The 25,683-nt window shown below is 62.3% G+C and carries 32 protein-coding genes and 1 tRNA gene; 14 read left to right on the top strand and 19 right to left on the bottom strand.

The genetic code is table 11. The features are described 5' to 3' along the window. Positions 1 to 3: 3 nt before the first annotated feature. The gene (locus JSO19_RS12490) at positions 4 to 816 is read right to left on the bottom strand and encodes a siderophore-interacting protein (protein WP_270911979.1); all 813 of its coding nucleotides are present in this window, start codon (positions 814 to 816) and stop codon (positions 4 to 6) included. Positions 817 to 979: 163 nt separating this feature from the next. Between JSO19_RS12490 and JSO19_RS13155 the strand changes: the two genes are divergently transcribed. The 3 genes from JSO19_RS13155 to JSO19_RS12480 are packed head-to-tail and all read left to right on the top strand — an operon-like array spanning position 980 to position 3,356. Continuing rightward, the gene (locus JSO19_RS13155; RefSeq protein ID WP_442915696.1) at positions 980 to 1,498 is read left to right on the top strand and encodes an AraC family ligand binding domain-containing protein; all 519 of its coding nucleotides are present in this window, start codon (positions 980 to 982) and stop codon (positions 1,496 to 1,498) included. Continuing rightward, positions 1,422 to 2,567 (top strand): helix-turn-helix transcriptional regulator, encoded by a 1,146-nt coding sequence (locus JSO19_RS12485; RefSeq protein WP_270911978.1) that lies wholly within the window; start codon positions 1,422 to 1,424, stop codon positions 2,565 to 2,567. Before JSO19_RS13155 ends, JSO19_RS12485 begins: the two co-directional genes overlap by 77 nt. 39 nt (positions 2,568 to 2,606) lie before the next feature. Further along, positions 2,607 to 3,356: an LmeA family phospholipid-binding protein gene (locus tag JSO19_RS12480; RefSeq protein WP_270911977.1), complete on the top strand. Its 750-nt coding sequence runs from the start codon at positions 2,607 to 2,609 to the stop codon at positions 3,354 to 3,356. Between the two features lie 63 nt (positions 3,357 to 3,419). On the opposite strand, the gene JSO19_RS12475 is transcribed toward JSO19_RS12480, so the two are convergent. Both JSO19_RS12475 and JSO19_RS12470 read right to left on the bottom strand, forming a co-directional pair. Beyond that, a complete protein-coding gene (locus tag JSO19_RS12475) occupies positions 3,420 to 4,826 on the bottom strand; it encodes an APC family permease (protein WP_270911976.1) in 1,407 nt (468 codons plus the stop codon). 33 nt (positions 4,827 to 4,859) lie between these two features. Next, positions 4,860 to 6,581 carry an amidohydrolase gene (locus JSO19_RS12470; protein WP_270911975.1) on the bottom strand — a complete coding sequence of 574 codons (1,722 nt, stop codon included), beginning with the start codon at positions 6,579 to 6,581 and terminating at the stop codon, positions 4,860 to 4,862. A 155-nt stretch (positions 6,582 to 6,736) separates the two neighbouring features. On the opposite strand from JSO19_RS12470, the gene JSO19_RS12465 reads away from it, so the two are divergent. Then, a complete protein-coding gene (locus JSO19_RS12465) occupies positions 6,737 to 7,336 on the top strand; it encodes a TetR/AcrR family transcriptional regulator (protein ID WP_270911974.1) in 600 nt (199 codons plus the stop codon). Positions 7,337 to 7,358: 22 nt separating this feature from the next. Here JSO19_RS12465 and JSO19_RS12460 read toward each other — a convergent pair whose 3' ends face one another. Then, positions 7,359 to 7,850 carry a PaaI family thioesterase gene (locus tag JSO19_RS12460; protein ID WP_270911973.1) on the bottom strand — a complete coding sequence of 164 codons (492 nt, stop codon included), beginning with the start codon at positions 7,848 to 7,850 and terminating at the stop codon, positions 7,359 to 7,361. 114 nt (positions 7,851 to 7,964) lie between these two features. On the opposite strand from JSO19_RS12460, the gene JSO19_RS12455 reads away from it, so the two are divergent. Beyond that, positions 7,965 to 8,471, top strand: coding sequence for a winged helix-turn-helix transcriptional regulator (locus tag JSO19_RS12455; protein ID WP_270911972.1), 507 nt, complete (start codon positions 7,965 to 7,967; stop codon positions 8,469 to 8,471). Here JSO19_RS12455 and JSO19_RS12450 read toward each other — a convergent pair. Further along, on the bottom strand, positions 8,440 to 8,892 hold the full coding sequence (locus JSO19_RS12450; RefSeq protein WP_270911971.1) for an Lrp/AsnC family transcriptional regulator: 453 nt from the start codon (positions 8,890 to 8,892) through the stop codon (positions 8,440 to 8,442). The two genes, JSO19_RS12455 and JSO19_RS12450, sit on opposite strands and share 32 nt — an antisense overlap. Positions 8,893 to 9,033: 141 nt before the next feature. Between JSO19_RS12450 and JSO19_RS12445 the strand changes: the two genes are divergently transcribed. The 8 genes from JSO19_RS12445 (at position 9,034) to JSO19_RS12410 (ending at position 17,600) form a co-directional block, all read left to right on the top strand. Beyond that, entirely contained in the window at positions 9,034 to 10,080 is a 1,047-nt protein-coding gene (locus tag JSO19_RS12445) for a Glu/Leu/Phe/Val dehydrogenase family protein (RefSeq protein ID WP_270911970.1), read from the top strand. Positions 10,081 to 10,153: 73 nt separating this feature from the next. Further along, positions 10,154 to 10,498: a PadR family transcriptional regulator gene (locus JSO19_RS12440; protein ID WP_270911969.1), complete on the top strand. Its 345-nt coding sequence runs from the start codon at positions 10,154 to 10,156 to the stop codon at positions 10,496 to 10,498. Then, positions 10,495 to 11,574, top strand: a complete 1,080-nt coding sequence (locus tag JSO19_RS12435; protein ID WP_270911968.1) for a hypothetical protein — start codon at positions 10,495 to 10,497, stop codon at positions 11,572 to 11,574. Before JSO19_RS12440 ends, JSO19_RS12435 begins: the two co-directional genes overlap by 4 nt. Then, the gene (locus JSO19_RS12430) at positions 11,547 to 12,560 is read left to right on the top strand and encodes a serine hydrolase domain-containing protein (RefSeq protein WP_270911967.1); all 1,014 of its coding nucleotides are present in this window, start codon (positions 11,547 to 11,549) and stop codon (positions 12,558 to 12,560) included. The genes JSO19_RS12435 and JSO19_RS12430 overlap by 28 nt, the downstream gene beginning before the upstream one ends. Then, entirely contained in the window at positions 12,557 to 13,390 is an 834-nt protein-coding gene (locus JSO19_RS12425; RefSeq protein ID WP_270911966.1) for a helix-turn-helix transcriptional regulator, read from the top strand. The genes JSO19_RS12430 and JSO19_RS12425 overlap by 4 nt, the downstream gene beginning before the upstream one ends. A 229-nt stretch (positions 13,391 to 13,619) precedes the next feature. After that, entirely contained in the window at positions 13,620 to 14,408 is a 789-nt protein-coding gene (locus JSO19_RS12420; RefSeq protein WP_270911965.1) for an ABC transporter ATP-binding protein, read from the top strand. A 43-nt stretch (positions 14,409 to 14,451) separates the two neighbouring features. Further along, positions 14,452 to 15,510 carry an iron-siderophore ABC transporter substrate-binding protein gene (locus JSO19_RS12415; RefSeq protein ID WP_270911964.1) on the top strand — a complete coding sequence of 353 codons (1,059 nt, stop codon included), beginning with the start codon at positions 14,452 to 14,454 and terminating at the stop codon, positions 15,508 to 15,510. Then, positions 15,507 to 17,600, top strand: a complete 2,094-nt coding sequence (locus JSO19_RS12410) for an iron ABC transporter permease (RefSeq protein ID WP_270911963.1) — start codon at positions 15,507 to 15,509, stop codon at positions 17,598 to 17,600. Before JSO19_RS12415 ends, JSO19_RS12410 begins: the two co-directional genes overlap by 4 nt. A 270-nt stretch (positions 17,601 to 17,870) precedes the next feature. Here JSO19_RS12410 and JSO19_RS12405 read toward each other — a convergent pair whose 3' ends face one another. From JSO19_RS12405 to JSO19_RS12380, 6 genes are all read right to left on the bottom strand, one after another. Next, positions 17,871 to 18,185 (bottom strand): DMT family transporter, encoded by a 315-nt coding sequence (locus JSO19_RS12405; protein ID WP_270911962.1) that lies wholly within the window; start codon positions 18,183 to 18,185, stop codon positions 17,871 to 17,873. Then, positions 18,182 to 18,541 (bottom strand): DMT family transporter, encoded by a 360-nt coding sequence (locus JSO19_RS12400; RefSeq protein WP_270911961.1) that lies wholly within the window; start codon positions 18,539 to 18,541, stop codon positions 18,182 to 18,184. Before JSO19_RS12400 ends, JSO19_RS12405 begins: the two co-directional genes overlap by 4 nt. Then, positions 18,538 to 19,095, bottom strand: a complete 558-nt coding sequence (locus tag JSO19_RS12395; RefSeq protein ID WP_270911960.1) for a TetR/AcrR family transcriptional regulator — start codon at positions 19,093 to 19,095, stop codon at positions 18,538 to 18,540. The genes JSO19_RS12400 and JSO19_RS12395 overlap by 4 nt, the downstream gene beginning before the upstream one ends. Positions 19,096 to 19,147: 52 nt before the next feature. Then, the gene (locus JSO19_RS12390; RefSeq protein ID WP_270911959.1) at positions 19,148 to 19,885 is read right to left on the bottom strand and encodes a hypothetical protein; all 738 of its coding nucleotides are present in this window, start codon (positions 19,883 to 19,885) and stop codon (positions 19,148 to 19,150) included. After that, positions 19,882 to 20,265, bottom strand: a complete 384-nt coding sequence (locus JSO19_RS12385) for a PadR family transcriptional regulator (RefSeq protein WP_270911958.1) — start codon at positions 20,263 to 20,265, stop codon at positions 19,882 to 19,884. The genes JSO19_RS12390 and JSO19_RS12385 overlap by 4 nt, the downstream gene beginning before the upstream one ends. 88 nt (positions 20,266 to 20,353) lie before the next feature. Then, on the bottom strand, positions 20,354 to 20,515 hold the full coding sequence (locus tag JSO19_RS12380) for a PLDc N-terminal domain-containing protein (protein ID WP_270912150.1): 162 nt from the start codon (positions 20,513 to 20,515) through the stop codon (positions 20,354 to 20,356). Positions 20,516 to 20,898: 383 nt separating this feature from the next. On the opposite strand from JSO19_RS12380, the gene JSO19_RS12375 reads away from it, so the two are divergent. Further along, a complete protein-coding gene (locus JSO19_RS12375) occupies positions 20,899 to 21,393 on the top strand; it encodes a hypothetical protein (RefSeq protein WP_270911957.1) in 495 nt (164 codons plus the stop codon). Between the two features lie 11 nt (positions 21,394 to 21,404). On the opposite strand, the gene JSO19_RS12370 is transcribed toward JSO19_RS12375, so the two are convergent. The 8 genes from JSO19_RS12370 to JSO19_RS12335 form a co-directional block, all read right to left on the bottom strand. After that, a complete protein-coding gene (locus tag JSO19_RS12370) occupies positions 21,405 to 21,680 on the bottom strand; it encodes a hypothetical protein (RefSeq protein WP_270911956.1) in 276 nt (91 codons plus the stop codon). Positions 21,681 to 21,798: 118 nt separating this feature from the next. Next, complete coding sequence (gene galE / locus JSO19_RS12365; protein WP_270911955.1) at positions 21,799 to 22,803, bottom strand: UDP-glucose 4-epimerase GalE; 1,005 nt, start codon at positions 22,801 to 22,803, stop codon at positions 21,799 to 21,801. Between the two features lies 1 nt (position 22,804). Beyond that, positions 22,805 to 22,930, bottom strand: a complete 126-nt coding sequence (locus JSO19_RS12360) for a hypothetical protein (protein ID WP_270911954.1) — start codon at positions 22,928 to 22,930, stop codon at positions 22,805 to 22,807. A 95-nt stretch (positions 22,931 to 23,025) separates the two neighbouring features. Continuing rightward, positions 23,026 to 23,101: transfer RNA gene (locus JSO19_RS12355), tRNA-Ala, on the bottom strand. Between the two features lie 52 nt (positions 23,102 to 23,153). Further along, positions 23,154 to 23,537, bottom strand: coding sequence for a ribosome silencing factor (gene rsfS / locus JSO19_RS12350; RefSeq protein ID WP_369807954.1), 384 nt, complete (start codon positions 23,535 to 23,537; stop codon positions 23,154 to 23,156). 22 nt (positions 23,538 to 23,559) lie between these two features. Beyond that, positions 23,560 to 24,807 (bottom strand): hypothetical protein, encoded by a 1,248-nt coding sequence (locus JSO19_RS12345; protein ID WP_270911953.1) that lies wholly within the window; start codon positions 24,805 to 24,807, stop codon positions 23,560 to 23,562. Continuing rightward, positions 24,804 to 25,439, bottom strand: a complete 636-nt coding sequence (gene nadD, locus JSO19_RS12340) for a nicotinate-nucleotide adenylyltransferase (RefSeq protein WP_270911952.1) — start codon at positions 25,437 to 25,439, stop codon at positions 24,804 to 24,806. The genes JSO19_RS12345 and nadD overlap by 4 nt, the downstream gene beginning before the upstream one ends. After that, positions 25,414 to 25,620 carry a hypothetical protein gene (locus JSO19_RS12335; RefSeq protein WP_270911951.1) on the bottom strand — a complete coding sequence of 69 codons (207 nt, stop codon included), beginning with the start codon at positions 25,618 to 25,620 and terminating at the stop codon, positions 25,414 to 25,416. Before JSO19_RS12335 ends, nadD begins: the two co-directional genes overlap by 26 nt. Between the last annotated feature and the right edge of the window lie 63 nt (positions 25,621 to 25,683).

Here is a 25,683-nt window from a genome sequence, read left to right as displayed (position 1 = left end):
TGATTACCTTTCGTTTGCGGCATCGGTATCGTGCCGGTGGTGTTTCCAGTAGCCGGTAAAGTCAATGTCGGTTTTCGGCACTCCGTGCACGTGGTGCAGAAACCTTCTGAGACCCTGCACCTCAGACTGTTCACCCGCGAGCCACACGAAGGGCTCGCCTTCAGGCCACTCAGCGACACGCAAGAGGTCGCTTGGGACGGGTAATGAGCCGTGTTCAGCGGTGTGCTCGGCCCGGTCTATCCAGTGCACGCTCACGGCAGCGGGATGCGTGAGCTCGATGCGGTGCGCATGCTCTGCGACCGAGATGACCGCGAGGCCACGCGCGCTGGCTGGAAGCTCTTCAAGCAATCTCGCGATCGCGGGAAGTGCCGTGTCATCGCCGTACACGAGCCACCAGTCAGGGCTTTCGGGCAGGCTTTTCGTCTGCCCTGGGCCAACGATGTGCATCGGTGAGCCCGGCCGGGCCGCCTGAGCCCACTGCGAGGCCACCCCGTCGTCGCCGTGCAACACAACGTCGAGATCGATCTCACCGGCGTCGGCATCGTGCCTGCGCACCGTGTATGCCCTGGCAATTGGCCTCCGCCCTGGAGCGAACTGCACTCGCCCGCTCTCGTCGATCTCAGGTAAGACCGGCAAGGCCTCGCCCGGATACGGAAAGAGCATCCGAACGTCGTCGTCGAAACCCGTTGAGACAAACGGCGGGAACGCTTCTGTGCACAACGCCTCGCCAGCGAGGGTCACGCGCTTCATTGCGGGGCTCACGTCACTCACCCGCACGACCTCGAGCTCGCGCACCACGACATCGATCAGGCTCACTCGCCGACCCGTTTGAGACACCCGTTCCCCACTTCCTGCAACACGCTGCGACGGCTCCAGAGCTGCCAAGCGGCAACCCACCGAGTTAGGCTAGCCTTACCCAAAGCAGATCAGTTATCCCGGGTGCACGAGACGTACCCTGCGAACCAACGGAGGGCGAGGCTTGCACACGACGACCCCATGGGCACCCGATATCAATGCCCATTGGACCGAACCGAGAACCTTCATCAACGAACACGACACCGCCGCCATCTGGGTGCACTCGGGCACCGCGATCGTTCGCACGGGAACTGAGCGGCACCCCCTCACCGCCGACACCGTGCTGCTTATTCCGCCGGGAGTTCCCTACTCGATTCACCCCGCGCCCGAAAGCACCGTCATCCCCATCGCCTTCACCCCGGAGTCGCAGGGGCCGACACCCTTCGCCCACACGTTGACCATCACCCTGGGCACCGAATGGCACACGGCGCTGTTGCATCAATTTGCCCTGAGCCTTGGCTACCTGCGAGGTCCCGCCCACACGAACACCCTCTTCGAGGCGCTCAGAGCCATGCGCCCCCCCCCCCCCCCCCCCGAAACCGCACCCACGAACCGCAGCGGCCGCGGTGAGCTCGCCCAAGCTCCCCTTCTCACCCGAAGCCCGTCTTGTCGCCAACCACCTCATCGAGCACCCTCAGCATGAGGGCGACGTACACTCGCTCGCCTCGCTCGCACACCTTTCGGCCCGCGCACTCCAGCAACAGTTCACCGACGAAACAGGACTAGCACTCGGCCAGTGGCATACGGCAACGCGCGTGAGCGTTGCCGCCCAGCTCATGCACGAGGGGCTCCTCGTCAAAGACGCTGCGACGAGGGTCGGCTTCGCAACACTCGCGGGCTTCACGAAGGCATTCACTGCACGCACTGGCATGCTCCCGAGCACCTACCGTTCCCGCATCGATGCGGTCGCTCAGCCGCGAACGCCGAGTGTGACGCTCCCCGCTCCCGGAGAGCACCAACCCCCGGCACCGACCGAGGGCTTGTCGACGTGGAGCCGAATCAACCCCTTTCACGTCATCGTTTGGGCGTACCGCGGCGGGGCCCGCGTCACCATTGGCGGCCGCGAACAACGGCTCTGCGAGGGCTGGGCCACGTGGCTACCGGCGGGCATCGCGAACACGCTTGAGCTCGAACCGGGCGCCGTCGTACTCCCCCTTGGCTCACTGCCCGCCGGCCAGTGCTCCGATATCGAGCCGGGCGCGACGCTGCGTGTTGCCCCCTTAAGCGAGTCGGCGCTCCTGCGCACGGTCGTCGCGAACTACACGAGGCTCGCCCCACAGCACCACCGCCATTCACTCATCGCGAGGCTTTTCTCCGACGAGGTACGCAAGACGAGGCGGTCAAGGCCAAGCCACAACAGCCCCACCCAGCGGGCGGTCGACCGCATCATCGCCCATACGCATCACAGCCCCGGTGACGACCGCACGCTCGCAGCGTGGTCTGATGAGCTCGGGGTTGAAGCCGGGGTGCTCGGAACCGCGTTCGCCCTGCGCACGGGCCAGCACTTCTCAGACTGGCGAGTGGGGCTACGCATGACGCTTGCTCGCGAGCACCTTGAGGGCAGCTGGAGCGTCGAAGAGACCGCACGCAAGCTCGGCTACGCCCACCCGAGCGGCCTCTCAAAGGTCTTTCGTAAAGAGCACGGCATGCCTCCCGGAACCTACCGGCGGTCGGGCTGGCACCATTCCCGAGAAACGTGGATCACGAGATAGCTCTGTTGCCCGGGCCACCGCTCGGCTAATCTCACAACTATGAAGATTCTTCAGCGCCTCGCGATCACCCTCGGAGTGATCGCGGTGCTCGGGGTGTTACTCGAGCTGTGCCTTCGTGCGATCTTGCCCTCTCTCGTCGAAACGGGCGCAAGACTCGCCCTTCGCGTTCCGAAAGCCGAGACCGTCACGGTTGAGACGCGCGGCTCAGTCCTGCTCAACGCCCTCGCGTGGCGCATCAGCGACGTCACGGTGACCGCCTCTGGTGTGCCGCTCACCCCAGAGGTCGACGCGACGGTGACCCTCACGGTTGGCCGCATGCCGCTCCTGCCCACGTTCGGCAAGCTGCATGACGGCACGGCCACGTTCACGGCCGACGCCGACGACCTCGACGGTATCGTCAGCATCATGAGCCGAGGGCTCGCTAGTCACGGCGAGATGCGCGAGGGGCAGCTCGTCATGAGCGGAGTACTCACCGACGAGCACTTCGACCTGCCCCAGAGCCCGGCCTTTGAAATCGCCTACGAAGCTCCCATCGACCTCGAAGCCGTCAATGGCGAGGTGCTCGTCACTCCCCACGACGTAGTCGTGCAGGGGGAAGGCCCCGTCGCAAGCTTCCTTCAGTCGACCATGAGCGAGCAACGCTCCGTGTGCGTCGCAGATGCTCTCCCCGCGGGGCTCACCCTCACCGGTATCGAGGTTGAGCAGAGCGGCGCCGTCACGCTCACGGGCAATCTCGCAGAGCGGCTCATCTCAGACCCAGACATGCGGCGGCGGGGCTCATGCGAGTGAGGCGGGCGTGAACGCACTCACGCCCGCCTCACTCGACGAGATCTGTTTGCCAGCTCAGGCCACCTACTCGTACATTCCAATGTTGATGGGGCCGGTGAGATCAGGAGCCGGGTTCTTAAAGCCGCGCGTCTTCACGAGCAGGTAGATGAAGCCGGCGATGATCCACCCGCCTCCAATCATCATCGAGAGCGAGTCGAGGCTCGCCCAGAGCCCGATGTTAATCGCCGCCCCGATGCCGGGCACGATGACAAACAGCAGCACGCTCTTCAGATCTCGTCGCTGCAAGAACTTGAAGAAGACGAAGATCACCGAGAGGTTCACGAAGGTGAAGGCGATAAACGCTCCAAAGTTAATCATCGAGGCTGCCTGATCGAGGTCGACGAACAGCGCGGTGAGTGCGATCGCGGCAACGATCATGACGTTGACCACGGGAACGCCCGTGCGCTTGTTGATCGAGCTGAAGACCTTCTTGGGCAGGGCGCCATCGCGGCCCATTGCATAGAGCAGGCGAGCAGCGCTCATCTGCTGCGTAATGCCGCAGCCGAGCACGGCCATCATGTAGCCGCCAACGAAGATAGCCTGGAAAGCGGCACCGCCAATGTACTGGGCAATCTCGGGCGAAGCACCCACGATGTCGCCCAGCTCGGTCACATCAGGAAAGAGCACCTGCATGACGTAGGTCACGGTGATGAAGAAGGCGCCCGCGACCGCGATGATGATGAAGATCGCCCGTGGAATATCTCGGGTCGGCTTCTCTGCCTCTTCGGCGAGGGTCGAAACCGCATCGAAGCCCAGGAACGAGAGCGCGAGAATCGCGGCACCGGCTGCAATTGAGACGACCTGAATATCGCTCGAGAAGAACGGCGCAATCGTAAAGGCAGCATCGTTGGCACCGCTCATAATGTTCTTTACGGTGAGCACCACGAAGATGACCGCCACCACGAGCTGAATGCCCACGAGAATCATGTTCATGCTCGCCGCGAGCTTCACCCCGACGAGGTTCAGCACCGTACAGATCGCGATCGTCAAGACGACCCACACCCCGAACGGCACATCGGGCATGATTGCGCCCATGTAAATGCCCGAGAGAATCGCGTTGATCATGGGCAAAAGCAGGTAGTCGAGCGTTGCCGCCCACCCCACGAGGAAACCTACGTGTGGGTTAATCGCCTCTTTGGCGTAGGTGTAGGCCGAGCCCGCGATGGGAAAGAACTTCACCATCTTCGAGTAACTGTACGCGGTGAAGAGCACCGCGACCATGACGACGAGGTACGCGAGCGGCACATGGCCACGCGTCTCTTCTGCGACGATACCGAACATGTCGAATACCGCGAGCGGGGCCATATACGCCAGGCCGATAAAGACGAGGTGCCTTAGCTTCAGCGTGCGCTTCAGCCCCTCCTGCCCCTTTTTATTTGAGGGTGTGCCGCTCTGGCCCGTCGCACTGGGTGCTGATGGCAACGTTGACATCGATGATCACTTCTTTCTGTATGAGGTTCTCGGCTATGAATTGTGCTGGTGAGGTATGCCCTGCGCGGCGTCGCCGCACGAGCTCTCGCCCACGCTCCAGTCACTGGCGTTTGCTGCGTGCGGGGCGGCTTGTGGCCCGCCCTGCTCGCCGTGACTGTCGTGAATGGCTTCGCCCCTAACAACCGTGAGGTCGGCAGACTGCTGCAGAATTTCGGCCGGCTCCATCGCGTAGAGGTCTCCCGACCACACAACGAGATCGGCGAGGTAGCCGGCCCGCAGCATGCCGAGTTTGTTCTCCTGGTGAAACGCGAAGGCGCCAGCCTGCGTGTAGGCGTGCAGGGTGCGGTCAAGGTCGAGCCGCTCGCCCTGGGTCCAGCCGTCGCTGCCATCGAGGCGCGCTCGAGTCATCGCACTGTAGACCCCAACGAGCGGATCCATCTCGCCGACCTGCCAGTCGCTCGAGAAGGTCACCTTGGCACCCGACTCGATGAGCGAGCGGTACCGCCATGCCCTGTCCCAGCGCTGCTCACCAACGTTCTCCATCCAAGTACCCGCAACGAGGTCTGGCGATGCGTGGCGTGGCTGCATAGCCGCGACCACGCCGAGCTCGGCAAAACGAGGAAGATCATCGGGTGCGAGGCACTCAACGTGCACGATGCCGTGCCGGCTGCGTGTGCCGTTCGCGCGCTGTGCGGCCTCGATCGAGTCGAGCGTGAGGCGGGTGCCCCAGTCGCCAATCGCGTGCGTGTGCACGAGGTAGCCGAGCCGGTCAAGCTCGATGAAAAGCTTCGTGAACTCGGTCGGCTCGAGGCTCGTGTGCCCCCTGTGCCCCGGGCGGTTGGCGTAGTCTTCGAGCATCGCCGCGGTGTGCGGCTCGATCACGTCGTCGGCGTAGAGCTTCACCGGCCCGAGCTTGAAGCGCTCGTGCTGCGGGGTCTCGGCAATCGCCTCAGTGATGCGGGCGCGAAAATCACCGTCTGCGCCAACCGGGTGGTAGATCGCGGCGATCGTGCGCGAGGTCAGCTTGCCCTCGTCGTTCGCCCTCGCGAAGAGGTCGAGCTCGGCAAGGGGCACCTGCGGCTCAACGACCGTCGTGATGCCGAAGCGAGCGGCCATGTCGAGGCTGTTCGTCACCTTGCGGTAGCGGCGGTCTGGCGAGTACATGGGAATATCCCGCTGCAACTCTGCGAGCCCCGAGATCGTCATGGCGCTCGTGTAAAAGTCGGTGATCCACCCCGTGGGCTCGCCCGTCACGCTGTCGCGCTCGGGCTTGCCCCACGCGATCTCGGCCCCGTTGAGAATGCCGAGCTTCGCGAGCGCGGGCCTATTGAGCCACACCGAGTGCTGGTCGTAGGTCGTGATGAACACTGGCTTATCGGTCACGCCCACAAGGTCGTCGGCATTCGGCCTACGCCCCTCGACGACCGAGTAGAGCGCGTTCTCGGCGCAGATCCACTCGAGCTCGGGGTGCGTCTCAGCGAACTCGGCGATGCGCGAACGCACAACATCGAGGCTCTCGACCTGGTCGAGGCTCACCGCGAGGTCGTCGAAGCCGAGCAGCAGGTGGTTGTGCGTGTCGGCGACGCCCGGGGTCACGAGGCGGCCCTCAAGCTGCACCGTGTGGCGAGCGGCTGGCGCGTCGGCGCTCGGCCCCACGTAGGTGATCGTGTCGCCCGTCACGCCGAGAGCTTCGGCCCACGGTTGTTCGGGATCAAAGGTGCGGATCTTGCCGCCGGTGTACAAGGTATCGAGCATCGTCGCCACTCCTGGTGTTATCGCCCGCGGTCTCGCCGCGAACCGAGAAATCTGTGGTGCGCTTGTGGCACCGTACTCACACAAGAATAAGTTATTTTACTCAGATGTCAAAAAACTCTTTTGAGGTTGCCCTCAGGCAGTGAGATACTGTTGGCATGGCACGACCGAGCACCCAGCAGCAGCGCAGACAAGACGTGGTGAACGCGGCGCTCGCCGCAGCCTCAGAGCACGGGCTGCGTGAACTCTCGCTCACCGACGTGGCAAACCAGGCCGGTGTCACCCGCGGCGCCCTGCTCTACTACTACCAAGACCTCGAGGCGATTCTCGTCGAGGCGCACGCCGCCGGCATGGAGCGCGTCGTCACCGAGCGCGAGGCACTCGTCCAGGAAAAACAGAGCGCGACCGAGAAACTCACCGTCGCAATTCACGCGGGACTGCCCCACGGGCCAGACGATGCACTCATGCGTCTGCTCTACGAATTCGACATGCTCGCGGGCAAGTCACAGCTGCACGACGAGCTCGTGCGCAAGCTCTACGACGCACAGCTGAAGCTCTACCGGGACATTCTCGGCGAAGGCGTTGCCGACGGCAGCTTTACACTCACCGGGCCACTCGACACCATCGCGATGAACTTCGTAGCACTCGAAGACGCCTACGGGCTTCACATCGTGGCGGGCGGCAGCGTGACCGTTGCCGAGGCGCTCGGCGCCATCGAGCTCTTCGCCGAGCAGGTCGGCGCGCGGGTTACCCGTTAGCGGCCGGAGCCGTACTGCTGTCTCACCCGAGCGGGAAGATGAGCAGACTACTCGACGCCGTCGCAACGACCTTGCCGTGCTTATCGAGCACCTCGCCCTCGGCAAAAGCGACTCGCCTTCCGGGTTTCGTCACCCTGCCGTTGACGATGAGCGGCCCGCTCTCTTTCGTCACCGGACGCAGGTAGTTGATCTTGATCTCGATCGAGGTGTAGCCGACCCCAGCGGGCAGCGTCGTGTGGGCAGCGCAGCCGAGGGCCGAGTCGAGCAGCGTGCAGACAAGGCCGCCGTGCACCGCACCAATCGGGTTGTAGTGCGACTCATCGGGTTCGCTGACAAAGGTCACCGTTCCCTCACCCACCTCGGCGAGCTGCATTGCCGCGTGAGCGGCGATCGGCGCCCCGGGAAGCTCGCCCGCCTGCATCTTGCGCAGGTACTCGATGCCAGAAAGGCCAGGCATCGCGTCGAGAGCGTCGGTGGGGTCTTGCCAGGTAATAGTTTTCTCACGGTGCGTCATCGCTATCCTTCGCTTCAAAGCCGGCTTCCCCAGCGACTGCTGGCTTCATTCCTAGCTGACTTGTATAATCAAAGTTAGCCAGTTCGGCTACCACGTGTCAACCAAAGGAGCACCATGCAGTGGCTCGACTACGACGCCTCAAACTGCTCGGTCAAACGGGCGCTCGAGATGATTGGTGAGAAGTGGACGCTGCTCATCTTGCGCGAGGCGTTTAACGGCATTCATCGCTTCGACGACATCCGTGACCACCTAGGCGTCTCAGACTCGGTACTCGCCGACCGCCTGCACAAGCTCGTCGCCGCCGGCATCCTGCGCGCCGTCGAATACCAGGAGCCCGGCATGCGCGCTCGCCGCGAGTACGAGCTCACGCCAAAGGGCAGCGACCTGTTTCCCGTCATCATCGCGCTGCTCACCTGGGGCGACAAGTACTACGCCGACGAGGCCGGCCCCGCGATCACCGTGACGCACCGAGGCTGCGGATCACCGCTCTCAAGCGCTGTGCAGTGCGAGAGCGGCCACACGATCGCCGCGGCTCACGAGGGCAAGGCGACACCTGGGCCGGGAGCGCTGGTATCAGCTAGCGCCGAGACTAGAGCAGCTGATGCTGGCGGCGCTCGATGAGCTCTCTCAGCACAATCGAGGTTGAGGTACGAATCACTCCGCGACAATCAAGTATTTTCTGAGTGATGCGGTAAATATCGTCAGAGTCGCGGGCAACCACTTCGAGGGCGAGGTCACTGCCGCCTGAGACCACGAGACACTCAATAATCTCGGGAATCTGCTCGAGATCGGCGATCATATGGTTCAGCAACTCTTGATCAGTCTCGACCGTGATCTTCGCCCGCATCGGCCACCCCAGGGCGGTCGGGTCGATGCGTAGCGAGTGCGCCCGCAACGTTGCGGCGTTCTGCAACCGTTCGATTCGCGCGTGCACTGTGCCTCGCGCAAGACCCAGGCGCTGTGAGAGCGCTTGCACCGTGGCCCTCGGGTCATGTTCGAGGGCCGAAAGAATACGCCGATCAGTGGCGTCAAGTTCACTCATACTGATCAGAATAGCGCTCATGCACCCGATGAGATTGATCATTCTGATCAATGAGAAGTTACCCTCTTGCACAAAACGTAAAAAGGTACTGAGATCGTCGGTAGGCACACCACCGCCATCAACGAAGAGGAATAGGTCACCATGCAGTCAGTTTTTGCCACGTTCGATCACGAGCAGCTCACGGTCGCGACGGGTACCCGCTCGGGTCTCACCATCGCCGTAGCCCTTCACAGCACGGCTCTCGGCCCCGCGCTCGGTGGTTGCAGGCTGTGGAGCTACAACAGCCGTGACGAGGCCGTGGCTGACGCACTGCGCCTCTCAGAGGGCATGACGTCAAAGAACGCGCTCGCAGGCCTCAGCTCGGGCGGCGGCAAGGCCGTTATCGCTCTCGCACCAGGACAGACGTTGAGCCCCGAAGAGCGCCACGCAGCATTTCTCGACCTGGGCGACATCGTCGAAAAGCTCGGCGGGCTCTACAAAACGGCAGAAGACGTTGGCACCACCGCGGCCGACATGGCGAGCGTCTCAGAGCGTACCAAGCACGTGGTCGGCCTGCCTGCTGGTCAGGGCGGGCTCGGCGACCCCGGCGCATACACCGCTCGTGGCGTTCATGCCGCGCTGCAAGAGACGCTGCGTCGACTGACCGGCGAAACATCGGCGAGCGGCCTCCGCATCACGATCGTTGGCCTCGGCCACGTCGGCTCGGCACTCGCGACACAGCTCGCCTCAGAAGGTGCGCACCTCACACTCTCAGACATCAACACCGCCAAGAAGTCGCTCGCCGACGAGCTCGGCGCCGAGTGGGTCTCACCCGAGACCGCGCACACCGTCGAGGCTGATGTGTTCATGCCCGCGGGTGTTGGCGGCATGCTCACCCCGAAGGTCATTAGCGAGCTCAACACGCGCGCCGTCGTCGGCCCCGCTAACAACCAGCTCGCAGAACCTTCAGGCGCCGAGGCGCTCGCAGCGCGCGAAATCCTCTACGCACCCGACTACCTCGTGAACGCTGGTGGCGTGATTTACCTCGGCGCCGAAGACGCGTCGATCGATGAGAAAATCGAGCGCATCGATGCCATCAGCCAAACACTCTCAGAGGTGTTCGATGAGGCGCAGGCTTCGGGCATCACCACCATCGAGGCCGCCGACCGCCTCGTACAGCAGCGTCTCCAGGCGGTGGTAACGGCATAGTCAAGCACTCCCGAGGCGGCATCGCAAACTTCCCCTTGCGAACACTACCTAGGTATATGCAATACTTAGGCACATGAGTGACGCGCAACAGGAACAACGCTGGCCAGCTCCATGGTCACGTGCCGCTCTCGGGACTGCCGTGCTCGCAAGTCTCGAGCTTGGCCCACTTCACGGCTACGGCATCGCACAGGCAGTGAGTGAACGGGGGTTTGGGCGCCCAAAAGGGGGCTCCCTGTACCCGCTCTTGGCCGCGCTGGAGCACGACGGTGCGGTTGTCACAGAGTGGCAGGAGGGACAGAACGGGCCAGGAAAGCGAAACTACGTTCTCACCCCGAAGGGCAAAGCTCGGCTGCAGTCTGAACGAGAAGCGTGGCGCACTCTTGTCGATGCAATGCACAACACAGGAGGCACAGCATGACTCACGAAAACTCCCAGCCTTCGAACCCTTCTCAGTTCGACCAGGTCAATACCGCATTCCGTGACGCACGTGGAGCCGACGCCGACGAACACTGGGCCCGTTCGGCGCAGGCCCGCTTACTGCTCGACGACGTCAGCCCTAAAGTTGCCGAGACAGCGCTCACACAGCTGGTGCCGTTGCTACAGGACGCCAACGAACCCGCAGAAGACCTTTTCGGGTCCGCACACACCTGGGCGCGTGAACAACAGCAGTGGTGGCGCGAGACAGGTGTGCAAGCGTACAGCCGAGACGAACCACTCACCCTCGCAACGTTCCTGAGCTTAACCTTCTCGGTAGCGCTGTGGGTGACGGCGCTCACCATGTTCGTCACACTCATCGATGATGGCTGGACAACCAAGGTTTTCCTACCGATGGTTCTTTTACCCTTAGCCATCGGCCTGATGAGCATATCGGTTCGACAGATCTGGCTACTTGCCTTGCGAAAGTTCTCTCGCCCGAAGGCGATCGCGGTAACGGGAATCTTTCTGCTCGCTGCGGGGGTAGCGCTCGGTGGCCTCGCGGTTGCGAGCAACACTGTAGTGCTCGGCACCGGTTCAACACTGTGGCTTCTCGCCCCGATACCCGTCTACGCTTTGCTGTCTCGCTTCAGCCGTCTCTTAGCCTCTCCCTCTCGACGCCGCCTTCAAGACCAGCACACTTCACCATTGCCCGATGACCAGTGGAGCAGAGGCTTAATGGAACAGCTTCGCCTCCGTCAAGACATCTCCGAAACTGAGATTCGAAGCATTGTGAGCGAAGCACAAGCACACGCGCGAGAGGCAAAAAGCTCGCTCCACGACGAATTTGGCGCGCCAGAGAGTTACGCAGCACGGTTTAGCCTAAAGGCGAGCAGAAAGGCTCGCACTGAGGCGTTTGGATGGACCTCAGGCGCGATACTTGCCGGCGGGCTGACCTGGCTATCAATCGCCACAGCGGGAACAATATTCTCCTGGAATACGGCCTTGTACGGCCTGTTTTTCGTTGCGACGTCACTCTACGCTTTAGCCGCATGGCGACGCTCTGTGACGCAGGAATAACCGAGCAACGCAATCACCTACAGCTCACGCCAGCCGCTCACATCGCCCCGCATCGCTGGGCTGGGCCGTCGACAACATTCGAGAGGGTTCCAACGCTCTTCGTGCATAATAATGAGATGGCCCGCGCGCAAGACATTCTCGACACACTCATCGACGCGGTAGAGGCCGACGGTTTTCGCGCGATCGGCATACACGTGCTCGTGGGCGACGAGGCGGCATCGCATCTGTGGCACAACGACACGCGCCGCGATGTGCAATCGGTCGCAAAAGCCGTCTGCGTTATCGCCGCCGCAATGGCTGCCGACGAAGGAATCTTCGATATTGACGGCCCGGTGTCACAGTACTTCCCGAACGTCACGCTCGGTGAGGGCGTCGAGCACGTCACGGTACGGCACCTGCTCTCGATGACGAGTGGAATCGACCTACCGTGGTCGCCAACCCTCATGACCGACTGGCCCGACCTCGCACACGAGTTCCTCTCGCGAGCGACGCAGGGCAGAACTTTCCAGTACTCGAACGCGAGCACTTACACAGCGATGCGGGCCCTCGCAACGGCAGTCGGCGACGTCTCGGCGTGGGTGAACTCACGCCTCTTCGCACCGCTCGGCATTCAGGAGCCACACTGGGATCGCTGCCCGGGCGGCTGGGTCGTCGCGGGAGGCGGGCTGCATCTCAGTCTCAATGAGCTTGCGCGCTGTGCGCAGCTCATTCGCGACGGTGGCACGTGGCAGGGCACTCGCCTTGTCGACGAGAGGTGGATCACGGCGATGCACTCGAACTGGACAGTCTGCGAGGGCCCGCGCGGCTATGAGCGCTACGCGCTCGCGGGTTGGGATGGCCCGGGAGCGGCGTGGCGGCTCCACGGAGCCTACGGCCAGCTCGTTGTCTTCACCGGCGACGCGGTCGTCACCGTTACGGCCGACGATCACGAGGGCGCAGATCTCATGTGCGAGCGCATCGTGGGCGCGGTCAGGCTCGCCCGATGACGACACCCTCCCGCGGGGCATGGGCACGCGAGCCCCATACCTTCATCGTCGATGAGATTGACTCGCCCACGAGCGTCGAGAGCCCCTTCAGCATTGCCGTCGAGCGGGCCTTCATTCCGGTGCCCCTCGAGTTCGAACCGCACGCACACCGGCTGCACGAGCTCGTGTGGGTGTGCGACGGAACCATGACCGTGAAACTGCCAGACCGCGTGGTCACGATTCCCGAGGGCCAAGGGCTGTGGATCCCTGCGCACACCGTGCACTCGGGTCGCGTCACCGCCGGGGCCTCGCTCATTGATGCCCTCTTCGAGCCAGCCCGCTCGCCGCTCGATTTTGCCGAGCCGGTCGCGGTGCGCATCACTCCCCTGGTTGCGAGCCTGCTCACGCACCTCGAGCAGTCCAGCCTCTCAGTCGACGAGAGGTGTCGCGCGGAGGCCGTCGTGTTCGACGTTGTCGAGCCTTCCCCACACCAGCTGAGCCTCAGGCTTCCGGGCGAAGGGCACATCACCGTCATCGTCGAGGCGCTCGTGCAAGACCCGACGAATACCCGTTCCCTCGCCGAGTGGGCCGAGCAAGTGGGCATCAGCGACCGAACCGTGGCGAGGCTCTTTCGTAAACACACGGGTCTCTCCTTCCTGCAGTGGCGCCAGGTGCTCCGCATCCACCACGCCGTTGCACTCCTCAGCGAGGGTCTCTCAGTGAACGAGACTTCGGAGCAACTCGGGTTCTCTCAGCCGAGCACCTTTATCGCCTCGTTCAAGCGCGTGCTGGGTACGACCCCTGGCTCCTATACCTCAACGGTGTCTGATTCGCCACATTCCCTGTCCTGATTACTTGATTGCGCATTGATTTGAGCGCGGCTACTCTTGGTGAAGCAAGGCTGCCCTAATTCACATCAGACTTAACGCATGATGCATTGGGCCCTGTTTCGTGCCAACATTTTGAGCGCAGGAGCCCCTCATCACTACCCCATTTCTTTCTGCCCAGTCAGCGGAGCCATCACCCTCGCACGGTGGCCCCGGGCGCGCAGCGAGTTCTCTCCGCGCCGAGGGACTCACCATGAGCTTTCGGGACCGCAAAGCCATTGATGACGTTTCGGTTTCACTGAGGCCAGGCCGCGTCACCGCGCTCATCGGCCCGAACGGCTCGGGCAAGTCGACGCTCCTCCGCAGCCTCGCGCGACTGCACACTCCCGCAGAAGGCACGACGGTTCTCGAGCGGGAACACGAAGAACAGCCCACTCCTATTCACACCATGCCTCCCCGCGCTTTCGCGCAAGAGGTCACCCTGTTCGCACAGTCACGCATGGCGCCGCAGGGGCTCAGCCTGCGAGAGGTCGTCGCGTTTGGCAGACACCCCTATCGCAGGCGATTCGCTGGGTTCACAGCTGAAGACCGCAACGCCATCGACGAGGCTCTCCGAGCAACCGGCCTCACCGATATGGCTGACCGTGCAACGGGCGAGCTCTCTGGCGGCGAACTGCAGCGGGTCTGGCTCGCCGCCTGCCTCGCGCAGCAGACCGGCATCGTCCTGCTCGACGAGCCAACAAACCACCTCGACCTGCGCTACCAGACCGAAACGCTCGACCTCATTCGCGACCTTGCCGACGACTACGGTGTCGCGGTCGGCGTCGTGCTGCACGACCTCGACCACGCGGCGAGCGTCGCCGACGACCTCGTCCTCCTGCACTCCGGACGTATCGTCGCAGAGGGCACCCCGCTCGAGGTGCTGACCGAGGCGCACATTTTTGCGGCCTACGAGATTCGCGTGTCGGTCACGGTTGACGAGCGAGCGGGCAGGCTGCGCATTGATCCGCTCAGGCGCCATGCCGCTCGCGTGCCGCGCTAGACCAACAATCGTTACCCACTTCTCTCACTCGAAAGGACACCACATGAAGACACCCAGGCGCGTTACCGCCGTCACCGTCGCGGGAATCGTCGCGCTCACGCTCTCAGCGTGTGGCACGACCGACATTGATGCAGCCGAAGAGACCGCTGACAAAGCGGCAATCTCGCAGAGCTGCACCGCAGACACGACCAAAACTTCGACCGACCCCGTCTCGATGACCGACAGCCACGGTCGCGAGATCAAGCTCGACAAACCGGCTGAGCGAATCGTCGTGCTCGAGTGGCAGCAAACCGAAGACCTGCTGACGCTCTGCATTGCCCCGGTCGGCGCGGCCTCGATCGACGGCTTTGCGACCTACATCAACGCCGAGTCTCTGCCCGAGTCGGTCGTGAACGTCGGCGAGCGCGGCGAGCCAGATCTCGACGCCATCTACGCGACCGATCCCGACCTCATCATCATCGAGGCCAACAGCCCCGATGATGAACTGCTCAAGAAGCTCGAAAAGGGCGACGTGCCGGTTCTCGCGACCGTGGGCACCGACACCAGCGGTCAGATCGAGAACATGAAGAAGGTCTTCTCGCTCATCGCCGAGGCAACCGGACGCACCGAGCGCGCCGAACAGGTCATCGGCGAGTTTGACGATCACCTCGCGAAGGCGAAGACCGAGGTCTCGACAGCCTCGTTGCCGACCACAGACTTCGTCTTCTTTGACGGGTGGATCGAATCAGGCAACGTCGTCATTCGCCCCTATGGCGAGGGCGCCCTGTTCACCGAACTCGGCGAAGAGCTCGGGCTCACCGGGGCCTGGACCGACTCAGTTGACGCCTCCTACGGCAGCGGCGGGGTCGACCCCGCCTACGGCCTCGCGCAGACCGACATCGAGGGCCTCATTGGCGTCGGTGACGTGAATCTCATCTTCGCCAATGACGGAACCCCCGACAGCTATGTGCTCGAGCTCGAAAAGAGCCCGATCTGGAAGTCGCTGCCGGCAGTGAAAGACGAGCGCGCCTTCGAGTTCCCTCCCGGCATCTGGGGAGCCGGCGGTCCACGCTCAAACGAGCAGGCGATCGACGCCTTCGTCGACGTGATCACCGACAGGTGACAACAACCCTTACCCGCGGCGCTGCCGGCCGGGCTCCTGAACGCAGGGGTTTGGCCGGCGGTTTCGCGCTACTCGCGGGGCTCGTCGTCATCATCGCAGCGGTGGGCCTCTGGCACCTGACGCAGGGCACCTCCGGTCTCACCGCGGCCGACCTCTTCAGAGGGCTCCTCGGCGAGCCGGTTCACGTGGGCGGCGTTTCGGTCGATGCCGTGTTTCTCGGCTCACGACTCCCCCGCCTCTTCGCCGGCGTTGCCGTCGGCTTCTCGCTCGGCGTCGCTGGCGCGCTCCTGCAGTCGGTGACGAGAAACCCTCTCGCCTCGCCCGACACCCTCGCCATCACCTCTGGCTCGTACTTCGCATTAGCCGCGGTCGCGGCCTTCAACGTGTCGGTTCCCTTCTGGGCCTCGAGTGGCGTGGCGTTCTTCGGCGGGGTGCTCGCCGCCGCGCTCGTGCTCGGGCTCACCGGCAGTGCGGCAGGCTCGGCAAACACCCGCCTCATTCTCGCGGGTTCGGCAATCTCGATGGCGCTGAGCGCAGGCACCGCCATGCTGCTCATTCTCTTCAAAGAAAGCACGAAGGGGCTTTTCGCCTGGGCCAACGGCTCACTCGCGCAGCTCAACATCGACGCCTCGGTTCGCGCGGCACCGCTCATCGCCGTCGTGCTCACCCTCGCCCTCCTCTTCTCCCGCCGGCTCGACGCTCTCGGCCTCGGCGACGATACCGCCGCCTCGCTCGGGGTCTCGGTGCGATCAACCCGCATGACCGCGGTCATCTACGCCGTTCTGCTCACGAGTACCTCAGTCACGCTCGCCGGCCCCATCGGCTTTGTCGGCCTCGGTGGCCCCGTGCTCGCCCGGCTCCTCGCAAACCGGGTCGCGGCACTGCGCAAACACGCCTTTCTCATTCCCACTTCTGGATTCCTCGGCGCCCTGCTCATTCTGCTCGCCGATGCGCTCCTGAGGGCCGCGCTCACACCAGAGGGCGCCACCACGATTCCCACCGGAATTCCCACCGCGTTCATCGGCGGCATCATCATTATTGTCTTGGCCATGCGACTGCGCGACGCGGGTTCGGCACGCGTCGCATCGAGTGCGTCGTCGATCCGCACCCATCGCCGTTTCGTCACGGTTCTCGTGATCGTCACCTCGCTGCTCATCGCTGCGATTGTTGTCGGCCTGCTCGCGGGCAACGTGTGGTTGCGCCTCGGCGATCTCGCCCTGTGGGCGCAGTCGAGCGCCCCCGACCTCGTTCGCAGGGCCCTCGACGAGCGAGCCGCTCGGGTGGCGGCGGCACTCGTGGGCGGCGCTGCACTGGCCCTCGCCGGAACCGTCGTGCAGGGCACCACCCGAAACCCGCTGGCAGAGCCCAGCCTGCTCGGCATCTCGGCAGGTGCCGGCGTGGGCGCCGTGTTCGTCGTAACCACAGGGTTTGCGGGCGGAGGGCGACTGCCCCTCGTCGTGATGGCCGTGCTCGCGGCGCTCGCGACCTTCGCCCTCGTGACGCTGCTGTCATGGCGCGGCGGCCTTCTTCCCGATCGCTTTGTGCTCATTGGCATCGGTTGCGGCTTCGCGTTGACCGCCGTGACCACGTTCATGCTGCTGAGTTCAGACCCTTGGCAGACCCCGCGCATTCTCACCTGGCTCTCGGGCACAACCTACGGCAGGTCGTTCTGGGATGCGCTGCCCGGCGCTGCCGTGCTCGCCCTCGCGGTGCCCTTCTTCGCCTCGCAGCACCGCGAGCTCGATCTACTCTCGGTCGACGACGACACCCCGAGACTTCTCGGGATCCGTCTCGAACGAACGCGGCTGTGGGTGCTCACCATCGCCGCGGTTCTCGCAGCGGTCTCGGTTGTCGCGGTCGGCGTCGTCGGCTTCGTGGGACTCGTCGCACCCCACTTCGCGCGCACCCTCGTTGGTGCTCGCCACGCCCGCGTGATACCCGTCGCGATGCTGCTGGGCGCGCTGCTCGTGCTCGTCGCCGACACGCTCGGCAGAACGCTCATCTCGCCGGCACAGCTACCCGCCGGCCTCATGGTCGCGCTCGTCGGCGCACCCTATTTCGTGTGGTTGCTGCGCAGGTCGCGCGGGTGAGCTGCATCATTTCGCTTTGCGAGTTCATTTCGCCTTGCGATCAAGGCAAAACCCGTTGCGAAGAATGGCATCGCGAGACACAGGAAGAACCCAACGTTTGCACCCATGAGCAATGAGAACACCGCGAAAACGGCACCTCCTGCGAAGTATCCAATGATCGCTTTGCGTGACGTGAACTTCATCAAGAGCCCCCTCTTCGCCCCGAGTCATTACCGTAGACCTTCCACTCCACAAAACCATGAATCTGCGAAAGATTCAATAATCACGGGCTTATCCGAGTTCGACGAGAATCACGCCCGCGATGACCAGACAGATACCGACAAGCATTCGCTTGGTGAGCGGATCACGCCAAATCGCTCGGGCGAGAACCGCGATCAGGGCGATGCCAACGGCGGTCCAGATGCCGTAAGCGACGGCGACTGGCATGCCCGCGGCAAGGGCAAAGCCGAGAGCGGTGAACGCGAGACCATACCCCGCCACCACCGGCACGAGCCAGACCTTGCGACGAAACCCGTTCGAAGCGCGGAGGCTCAGCGTTGCCACCACTTCACACAGAATAGCGATACTTAACCAGACCCAGCTCACGTCAGCACCTGCTCCGATCCGCCATCTGAGCTTGGCTCTGGCCGCGACCCGGCCTCAATCAGGAATACCCCGACAATGATGACCGCGATTCCGATGACCGCTTGAACGCTCAACATCTCGTCGAACATGATCGCTCCAAGAAGTGCGACCAACGCCACCCCGACGGCACCCCACACCCCATAGGCAACCCCGATCGGCATGCCCGCCCGCAGCGCAAAGCCGAGAAGCATAAACGCTGCCAGGTAGGCGGCGACGGTGAGCGCGACCCAGGCGGGGTGCTCAACCGTTGCACGGAGCGCGAGGGTGCCGGTAACCTCGCAAATAATCGATCCCGAGAGCAACACCCAGGCCCTCATCGAGCAGCCCTCCCCTCGGCGATCTCGATGAGTTCGAGCGCGTGGGCACGAACAGGCCCGAGGTCGTCTGCCTGCATGACGCCTGTCGCCTCTGACATCCACGCCCCATCAGCGCAGAACCGGGCCGCGGTCAGTGGGCCTCGTGCATGCTCAGACGCCCCCTCAAGCGCGAACCAAGGACCAAGCCACTCTTGCCACGCCCCTGATAGCGAGGGATGGTAGAGCGCGTCAGAAAAGATCCAGTAGTCTGCACGCGACACCTCAGCCGTCGTGGCAACCTCAACGTAGGCCCGATACCGAGCGAACACCGAGAGCTCCGCGGGCTCTGCCCCCGCGTGCTCGCGCAGCATGTCGTGCCACTGCTGCGCCGCAAATTCGACCAGGCCCACCATCAGGGCTTGCTTGTTCGGAAAGTAGTACATGAGGCCAGGCTTCGTAAGCCCGACGCGTTTCGCAACCGAATCAAGCGAGAGCGCAACGCCCTCGAGCTTCGTGTGCTCGGCCACGATCTCTTTCGCGGCCTGCATGATTCGTACGGGGGTATCAGCGGTCATCTCTCCACTTTACCATCCGGAAGGTAAAGTGTGACACTCACACGGGTCACGCTCACGCCATCGCGAGGCTGGCAATCCAAGAAATACCGAAGATGCCAATCGCAAAGAACACGAAGATCCAGTTGACGAAGAGCGGAAATGATTTCTTCTCTCGCCCATTCGCCGGCTCATCTTGCACCTCAAGCGGATCGACGACCTCGTCTTCATTACCGCCGCGCAGCGTCGCAATGGTGCCGATGATGGCCAAGATGACGATTGCCGCACCGGAGGTCACCAGAATAGCGAGCGGCGACAGCACAAGCCAGGCCTCGGCCTCCGCCGTTGGCGCAAACAGCTTCGCTGTTGCACTCGTGACAGCGATACCGAGAGCGAGCACCACGAGAAGCCAGCGTTTTCGAAACACTGCACGGGCGTAGAACGGGAACGAAAAGAGCACGACCAGCAGCACAGGAACAGACATCAGAAGCGCCTGGGGTACCGAAAGCAACACGGGGCTTCCTGCGAACCAAGGACCGCTTGCGAGAGCGAAGGCGAGGAACGCCAAAAGGCCCAGTGCCGGCAAGAAGAGCATTTTCAACGCTTGGTAACCTGCCCCTTTCGTAGGGAGCTCAAGCGAGGCAGCGTATTCACGCGCCGGCCCAAAGGCCTCTTCAGCGCCCTGCCCCGAGTCTGCAATGAACTCCCAGACGCTGGCGACCGCGTCGCCGATCACCGGGCCGGGAACTCGACGCATGCGCAGCTCGACAATCAACAGATCGATCCAGTCTTGGTCAGTCATTGTTGCGTTCATGAGCGCCCTTCTTTCCTCATCTTCGTACTGTCGAGATAGTCGCTGGTGCTGCGAGCGAAGAGCAACCAATCGGCACGCATACGCTCTAGCTCGCTATGCCCGAGAGGGGTAAGCGAGAAGTACTTGCGCCCGGGGCCAGTTGTTCCTGGCCGCCACTCAACGCCCACGAGTCCCGCCGCTTCATAGCGGGTCAAGAGCGGGTACAGAGTGCCGCCTTTCACAGACCCCATACCGTTGGCTTCTAAATCGGCGATGATGGCGTACCCGTACGACGGTCCCGGCTCCAACGATTGGAGCGTCAGTAAGCCAAGAACCGCTCGCATCCAGTCACTCGGCCATTCCGGCGACTGCGCGTCGACAACGTTGCGCTTCTCTTGCATAACTAGATTGTATCTCTAACTAGTCATGCTGTCAACCTCTGCAGGGTTGACACACTGCACCACTCAAGCAGCTCAGGAAAGCGCGCGGCTACTCCGTGGCTGCAGGCAAACGTGCGGGGCGCCCGGCAAGCAACCACGCAGCTGGCCCGATGATCGGCACGAAAATCACGACTAGGCCCCAGATCAACGCTTGCCACGAGGTAAGACTTTGGCGATTTCTCCTGATAGAGACGAGCGCAATGGCGATCATGACGACCGTGCAAGCCACGAAAGCGATCCACACAACGTCATATCCAGCGGACATAAGGGGGTTCACGTTAGCGTCCATTGCCATTCTCCGTTACTCAGGCGGGTGATGCTCTCAACTGTCAGTATCGCACGGAGCGAGCTGCTGGCAACGTTTTTCTTACTGCCCTTCTGATTGCCCTGTTCGAAACAGCGGCGTCTCAGCAACGGGCCGGTCGAGCGCCCCGCCGCTTGAAGCCGCATAGTCCTTCGAATACACTTGGCTCAATCGCGCGCAGGTTCTTTGAAAGTGTTCATTGCGGGTAGCCCCTGTCTCACGAAAGGCACGAACCAGTGGCCACCCGCAGCAAACGTTTCTCACGGTCGAGGTACCGAAGCGAAGACCAAATGACACGCTTGACGTTGATGAAGATCACCGCTGAGGCGCTCAAAGGGGTCGTCTACCTGGCAGCGCTGTGTCTCATCGTCTTCGGCTTGCCGCTGCTCCCCCTGCTCAATACCGATGAGGCATACATCGCCGTGATGCCACTCGCTTTCGGACTCTTAGGCGTCGCAACCGTGTCAGCAGTGACACTCCAGAATGGCTCAGGTGACTGGTTTATATCGGGCGTAACCATCGACGCTCTCGGAAAAATCAGCATCTTTGCTGGGATCCTGATGCTCCCCTATTGGGTGCACGGCCTTCACAGCATTCAGAACGTCTATCTCAATACCACCTTGAGCATGTACTGCATTGTGCTGCTCGCTTACCCCCTTGCCTTTGTTTATCGTTCTCCTCAGTTCACAAAGACAACGAAAAGCGTGGCACTTCTCGCGCTCAACATTCTTCCGCTCATGACCTTCGCTATCATCGCCGTGGTCACGTTGTTATCGCTTCGGTGAACACGCTTCGCCTATCGACCCTCCCAGCACGCGGCGTGCAACCTGATCCACCGATCGGCAGCGCGATAGTTACCAGCAAGTGGATCCCAAAGCGACGGCAGAGCCCAACCGACCGGAGTGAAGAGCTTTTCGGCTTCGAACGTTGCACACGCTTCGGCACTGTCGATCGCAACGGGGGCGAGAACCGTCGAATGCCTCGCAGCGTGCAATTGCGCGGCAGCGAGTGTCGCAGTAGCCACCGCACCCGTGTCGAGCCCCGCCAGGTCGAACTCCGAGGGCAGCACCACGTGCGGTCCTGTAAACGTTATGCACCTAAAGGCCGATCATTCTCGAAACCAGGTGACCCGGTCTCACGCTATAAGTGGGCTAACGGCATCAGCCGGTCTCCATTCATCGAGCGCCTCTTCACTCTCGGTGAAGCACGGCCGGAAGCTTCTCGGCCCACGCGAGAGAGTCCCTTACCCCGTCAGCAATGGTCAGCTCGGCGTTCCAATCGAGAAGTCGTGCCGCCTTCGCCGTCAGCGTCGCGCACCCCACAACATCACCAAGCCTAGGGGCAGCTGTCTGCACCTCCAAGGGTTTGCCTGTCGCGTCGCCAAATGCGTTGGCGAGCTCAAACACCGTCGTTCCCGTTCCGGTGCCGAGATTGATAACGTCGAACCCGGCCACCTCAGACTGAGCGATGACCTCATCAAACTTTTGAAGCGCCGCCACGTGGGCACGTGCGAGATCCCACACGTGCACATAGTCACGAAGCGCTGAACCATCTCGCGTCGGCCAATCAACACCTGTTACTGTGAAGGCACCACCGCTTCGATACGCCTCGATCATCTTGCCAAGGGCGTGGGTAGGCTGCGGGTCTTGAAGACCGCTCCGCATACTCGGGTCTGCCCCAATCGGGTTAAAGTAACGCAACGCAATCGAGTTCATCGCCCCGGTTGCTGCGAAGTCACGGAGCACCCGCTCTAACATCCATTTCGAGGCTGAATAAGGACCCTGAGGAGCGACCGCGCCAGACTCATCGACCATATAGTCATCGCCGGCTTCATACATGGAGGCTGTCGAACTCAGGATGAAACGGCGCACCCCAAGCCGTGAAAGCTCCCGCAGAAGGGTGATCGATTTGGCAACGTTGTTCTCGTAATAGTCGAGTGGCACCGACACAGATTCGGGCACGACAATCTTCGCTGCACAGTGGATGACCGCGTCGATGTCAGGGTGCTCAGACACGATGCGCTGGATCAGAGAGACATCGGCGATGTCGCCTTCGTAGTTCGCATACGGCTGCGAGAATTCCCTCAGCCCTTTGCTGTAGTCGTCAAGGATGACGGGCGTGATATCGCTGTCTGAGCAACATGCCGCAATGGTTGAACCGATATACCCTGCTCCACCAGTGATGAGGACCTTCAAACTAGCCTCCAGCCGTTATCTGCACCTGCTGCTTCCACGCAACACCTGTCTTTGTCATGATACACACGGCAAAGAGCGCCTCGTCGAGCAGGGTCGGGATTCGTAGCGTCGAAGAGAGCAGAGTCATCGCTGTAGAGCTCGAACTGAGAAATAAAAAAACTCACCGCTATGGGTGAGTTTTTGTTTTTCCATAAACAACGTAATGGAATGTCGTGAGTTCAGTGGTGGACCTAAGGGGACTCGAACCCCTGACCCCCTGCATGCCATGCAGGTGCGCTACCAGCTGCGCCATAGGCCCTGAACGAAGTCGGGCGAATGCTCGCCCGACAACATCGTCTACCTTAGCGAACTTATGCCCGCTCTGGCAAACCGACGCTCGGCGTGGGTAAATCGAGCGTTGGGCAGTCGCGCCAGAGGCGTTCGATCTCGTAGAAATCGCGCTCTTCGGCGTGAAAAACGTGTACGAGAAGCTCGCCGAAGTCGAGCAAGATCCACCTGCCGCCTTCGCGGCCCTCACGACGATTCGTGCGGTGACCGCCAAGGTTCATCTCTTTTTCGATTCGGTCGGCGATCGCCTGAACGTTACGCTCAACCTCGCCCGTCACGATGAGAAAGGCGTCGGCAAACGGGAAGCGCTCTGACACGTCGAGAGCGACCGGATCGGCTGCTCCCATCGCGTCGGCAGCTTCTGCCGCGATCTCCAACATGGGCTGTGTTGCGGGGGCTAATGCCAAACCAGTGTTCCTTACCGTCTTATTATCCAAAAAGTCCCGACTGAGCGGCCCAGATGCCGCCGCCGATGAGCACGAGAATGAGACCGCCGCCGATGCTCATGTACACGAGCGACTTCTTGTTGTTGTGCTTCACCTCGGGTGCGGTGATGCCGGTCTTCTCGATCGATCGGGCGCTCACCGCTTTGCTAGCCGAGACCGGGGCCGAGTCAAACTCGTTCGTCTCGTAAATGTCAGAGAGGTTGAGCATGTCGATTGGGTCGGTCTCTGCCGTCCCTGCCCCGTCTACCGACTCTTGGAGCTTCGCGTGACCGCCAGTCTCGCCGATCGACTTCGGTAGCTCAATCGAACCGGTAACAAAGAGCTCACCCGTTGAGCCGATGGCTCCCGAGATGCCGTCAGAGCCGGGCAACGTTGGCAGAATGAGCGAAGAGGTACCCGAGTGCACCGATGCGTTTTCATCAGCAACCGCGCGCTCGATCATGTCTTCAAAGCCGGTGCCGGTAGCCGTTCCATTCGTTACCGAACGCTGCGATGGATCATCGAAGATCGGCCGGTCAACCTCGAGCGGCTTAATGTCGGGGAACGTGTAGCCGTCTTCGTCGGCAGCAACCGCTGGCATTGCGGTGGTCGCGGGCGTCTCAGCAGCCGCCTCCGCTGGCTCCTCGACAATGATCTCTTGCTCAGCCTCGGGCGCTTCTTCATCAGCGACCTCGACTTCTACCTCGACAGCCTCAGCCTCAGCCCCGACAGCGTCGCCCTCTGCCATCTCCTGAAGATCTTCAAGCGTCAGCGCTTCGGTGGGCACCTCATGTGCCTCAAAGTCGCTTTGCTCCTCGTCGTCAACAACGGGCTCTGCAGCCGGCTGCTCCTCGACCTCGGGCTCGGCGACGGGATCCGCCTCAGCCTCTGCGGTTTCTGCCGCTTCGGCAGCGGCTTCAGCCTCGGCAGCCTCCTGGGCCTCGCGTTCACGCTCGAGCTCTGCGAGCTTCTCCTGGCGCAGAGCCTCAATAGCCTCTTCGCGCAGCTGCCGCATTTCGCGCCGTGACAGCTGGTTACCCTCGGCATCAACCGTGGGAACCTCGATGAGTGACTCGTCGATCTCAATTTCGGGGGTCTCGACCCCCTCGGCAGCGGTCTCTTCAACCGCGGCCTGAGCCTCTTCGGTCTCGTCTACCGGAAGTGTGGTGTCGGTTTCTTGCGCGAGTTGTTCCATCTCGAGCTGACGGCGTTCTCTGCGTGTGAGCGGCCGTTCTGGAGCGTTGTCACTCATTCGTCGCCTTCCCCGTTGTGATACAAATCGTGCTTGGCTATGTACTGCACCACTCCGTCAGGAACGAGGTACCACACGGGTTTACCCGAGCGCACCCTGCTTCTGCAGTCTGTTGATGAAATAGCCAAGGCTGGTATTTCTAGTAAGCTTACGTGTTCTTCGGGAATACCGTGCAGAGAAAGCTCGTGCCCCGGTCGTGAAACACCGATAAAGTGCGCGAGGTCCCACAGCTCGTCAGCGTCTTTCCAGCTGAAAATCTGGGCGATCGCGTCGGCCCCCGAGATGAAAAACAGCTCTGCCTGCGGGTACAGGGCTTTGAGATCGCGCAGCGTATCGACCGTGTAGGTCGGGCCGATGCGATCAAGATCGACGCGGTTTACCCGAAATTGCGGGTTCGACGCGGTCGCAATCACCGTCATAAGGTAACGGTGCTCGCCCTCGGTGACCCTCAGCTTCTGCCAGGGTTCGCCCGTGGGCACGAAAATCACCTCGTCGAGATTGAAGCTGTCTGCAACTTCACTTGCCGCGACGAGGTGACCGTGGTGAATCGGGTCGAATGTCCCGCCCATGACGCCAATTCGGCGCGGGCGGGCTGCATCGACGGGATTAGTGCGTCTCTGAGCCGTGCTCACGCGCGTATGCCTCAGCCTTGTCTGCGTGACGGTTTGCGACGTCACGGAAGCTGAAGGTCACGAACCCGAGTACGACAAAGATGGTGAGCGTGATCGCACCGAACACTGGTGCGGGGAACGGAAGTTCGTTCACGACATGAACAGCCTCGCTGGCAGCGGCGACTGAAGTGATCAATGACATCGAAAATTCTCCTCGTGACGTAAATGGTCTATCTCTCCAAGTGTAGCCGTTTTCAGCCAGAGA

The sequence above is a fragment of the Leucobacter sp. UCMA 4100 genome, assembly GCF_027853335.1.
In the GTDB taxonomy this organism is placed as follows: domain Bacteria; phylum Actinomycetota; class Actinomycetes; order Actinomycetales; family Microbacteriaceae; genus Leucobacter_A.
Note: the sequence above shows the minus strand (reverse complement) of the source record. Positions and strands in the feature narration are given on the sequence as shown.

Bases quoted from the DNA above. Each gene is read 5' to 3' on its own strand.
- JSO19_RS12360 (WP_270911954.1), bottom strand. From the start codon at position 22,930: ATGACTCTGCTCTCTTCGACGCTACGAATCCCGACCCTGCTCGACGAG.
- JSO19_RS12345 (WP_270911953.1), bottom strand. From the start codon at position 24,807: ATGAGTGACAACGCTCCAGAACGGCCGCTCACACGCAGAGAACGCCGT.
- JSO19_RS12465 (WP_270911974.1), top strand. From the start codon at position 6,737: ATGGCACGACCGAGCACCCAGCAGCAGCGCAGACAAGACGTGGTGAAC.
- JSO19_RS12415 (WP_270911964.1), top strand. From the start codon at position 14,452: ATGAAGACACCCAGGCGCGTTACCGCCGTCACCGTCGCGGGAATCGTC.
- JSO19_RS12425 (WP_270911966.1), top strand. From the start codon at position 12,557: ATGACGACACCCTCCCGCGGGGCATGGGCACGCGAGCCCCATACCTTC.
- JSO19_RS12440 (WP_270911969.1), top strand. From the start codon at position 10,154: ATGAGTGACGCGCAACAGGAACAACGCTGGCCAGCTCCATGGTCACGT.
- JSO19_RS12475 (WP_270911976.1), bottom strand. From the start codon at position 4,826: ATGTCAACGTTGCCATCAGCACCCAGTGCGACGGGCCAGAGCGGCACA.
- JSO19_RS12390 (WP_270911959.1), bottom strand. From the start codon at position 19,885: ATGAACGCAACAATGACTGACCAAGACTGGATCGATCTGTTGATTGTC.
- JSO19_RS12455 (WP_270911972.1), top strand. From the start codon at position 7,965: ATGCAGTGGCTCGACTACGACGCCTCAAACTGCTCGGTCAAACGGGCG.
- JSO19_RS12480 (WP_270911977.1), top strand. From the start codon at position 2,607: ATGAAGATTCTTCAGCGCCTCGCGATCACCCTCGGAGTGATCGCGGTG.
- JSO19_RS12380 (WP_270912150.1), bottom strand. From the start codon at position 20,515: ATGATCGCCATTGCGCTCGTCTCTATCAGGAGAAATCGCCAAAGTCTT.
- JSO19_RS12450 (WP_270911971.1), bottom strand. From the start codon at position 8,892: ATGAGTGAACTTGACGCCACTGATCGGCGTATTCTTTCGGCCCTCGAA.
- JSO19_RS12385 (WP_270911958.1), bottom strand. From the start codon at position 20,265: ATGCAAGAGAAGCGCAACGTTGTCGACGCGCAGTCGCCGGAATGGCCG.
- JSO19_RS12460 (WP_270911973.1), bottom strand. From the start codon at position 7,850: ATGACGCACCGTGAGAAAACTATTACCTGGCAAGACCCCACCGACGCT.
- JSO19_RS12435 (WP_270911968.1), top strand. From the start codon at position 10,495: ATGACTCACGAAAACTCCCAGCCTTCGAACCCTTCTCAGTTCGACCAG.
- JSO19_RS12375 (WP_270911957.1), top strand. From the start codon at position 20,899: ATGACACGCTTGACGTTGATGAAGATCACCGCTGAGGCGCTCAAAGGG.
- JSO19_RS12335 (WP_270911951.1), bottom strand. From the start codon at position 25,620: ATGTCATTGATCACTTCAGTCGCCGCTGCCAGCGAGGCTGTTCATGTC.
- JSO19_RS12420 (WP_270911965.1), top strand. From the start codon at position 13,620: ATGAGCTTTCGGGACCGCAAAGCCATTGATGACGTTTCGGTTTCACTG.
- JSO19_RS12400 (WP_270911961.1), bottom strand. From the start codon at position 18,541: ATGAGGGCCTGGGTGTTGCTCTCGGGATCGATTATTTGCGAGGTTACC.
- JSO19_RS12395 (WP_270911960.1), bottom strand. From the start codon at position 19,095: ATGACCGCTGATACCCCCGTACGAATCATGCAGGCCGCGAAAGAGATC.
- JSO19_RS12470 (WP_270911975.1), bottom strand. From the start codon at position 6,581: ATGCTCGATACCTTGTACACCGGCGGCAAGATCCGCACCTTTGATCCC.
- JSO19_RS12430 (WP_270911967.1), top strand. From the start codon at position 11,547: ATGGCGACGCTCTGTGACGCAGGAATAACCGAGCAACGCAATCACCTA.
- JSO19_RS12445 (WP_270911970.1), top strand. From the start codon at position 9,034: ATGCAGTCAGTTTTTGCCACGTTCGATCACGAGCAGCTCACGGTCGCG.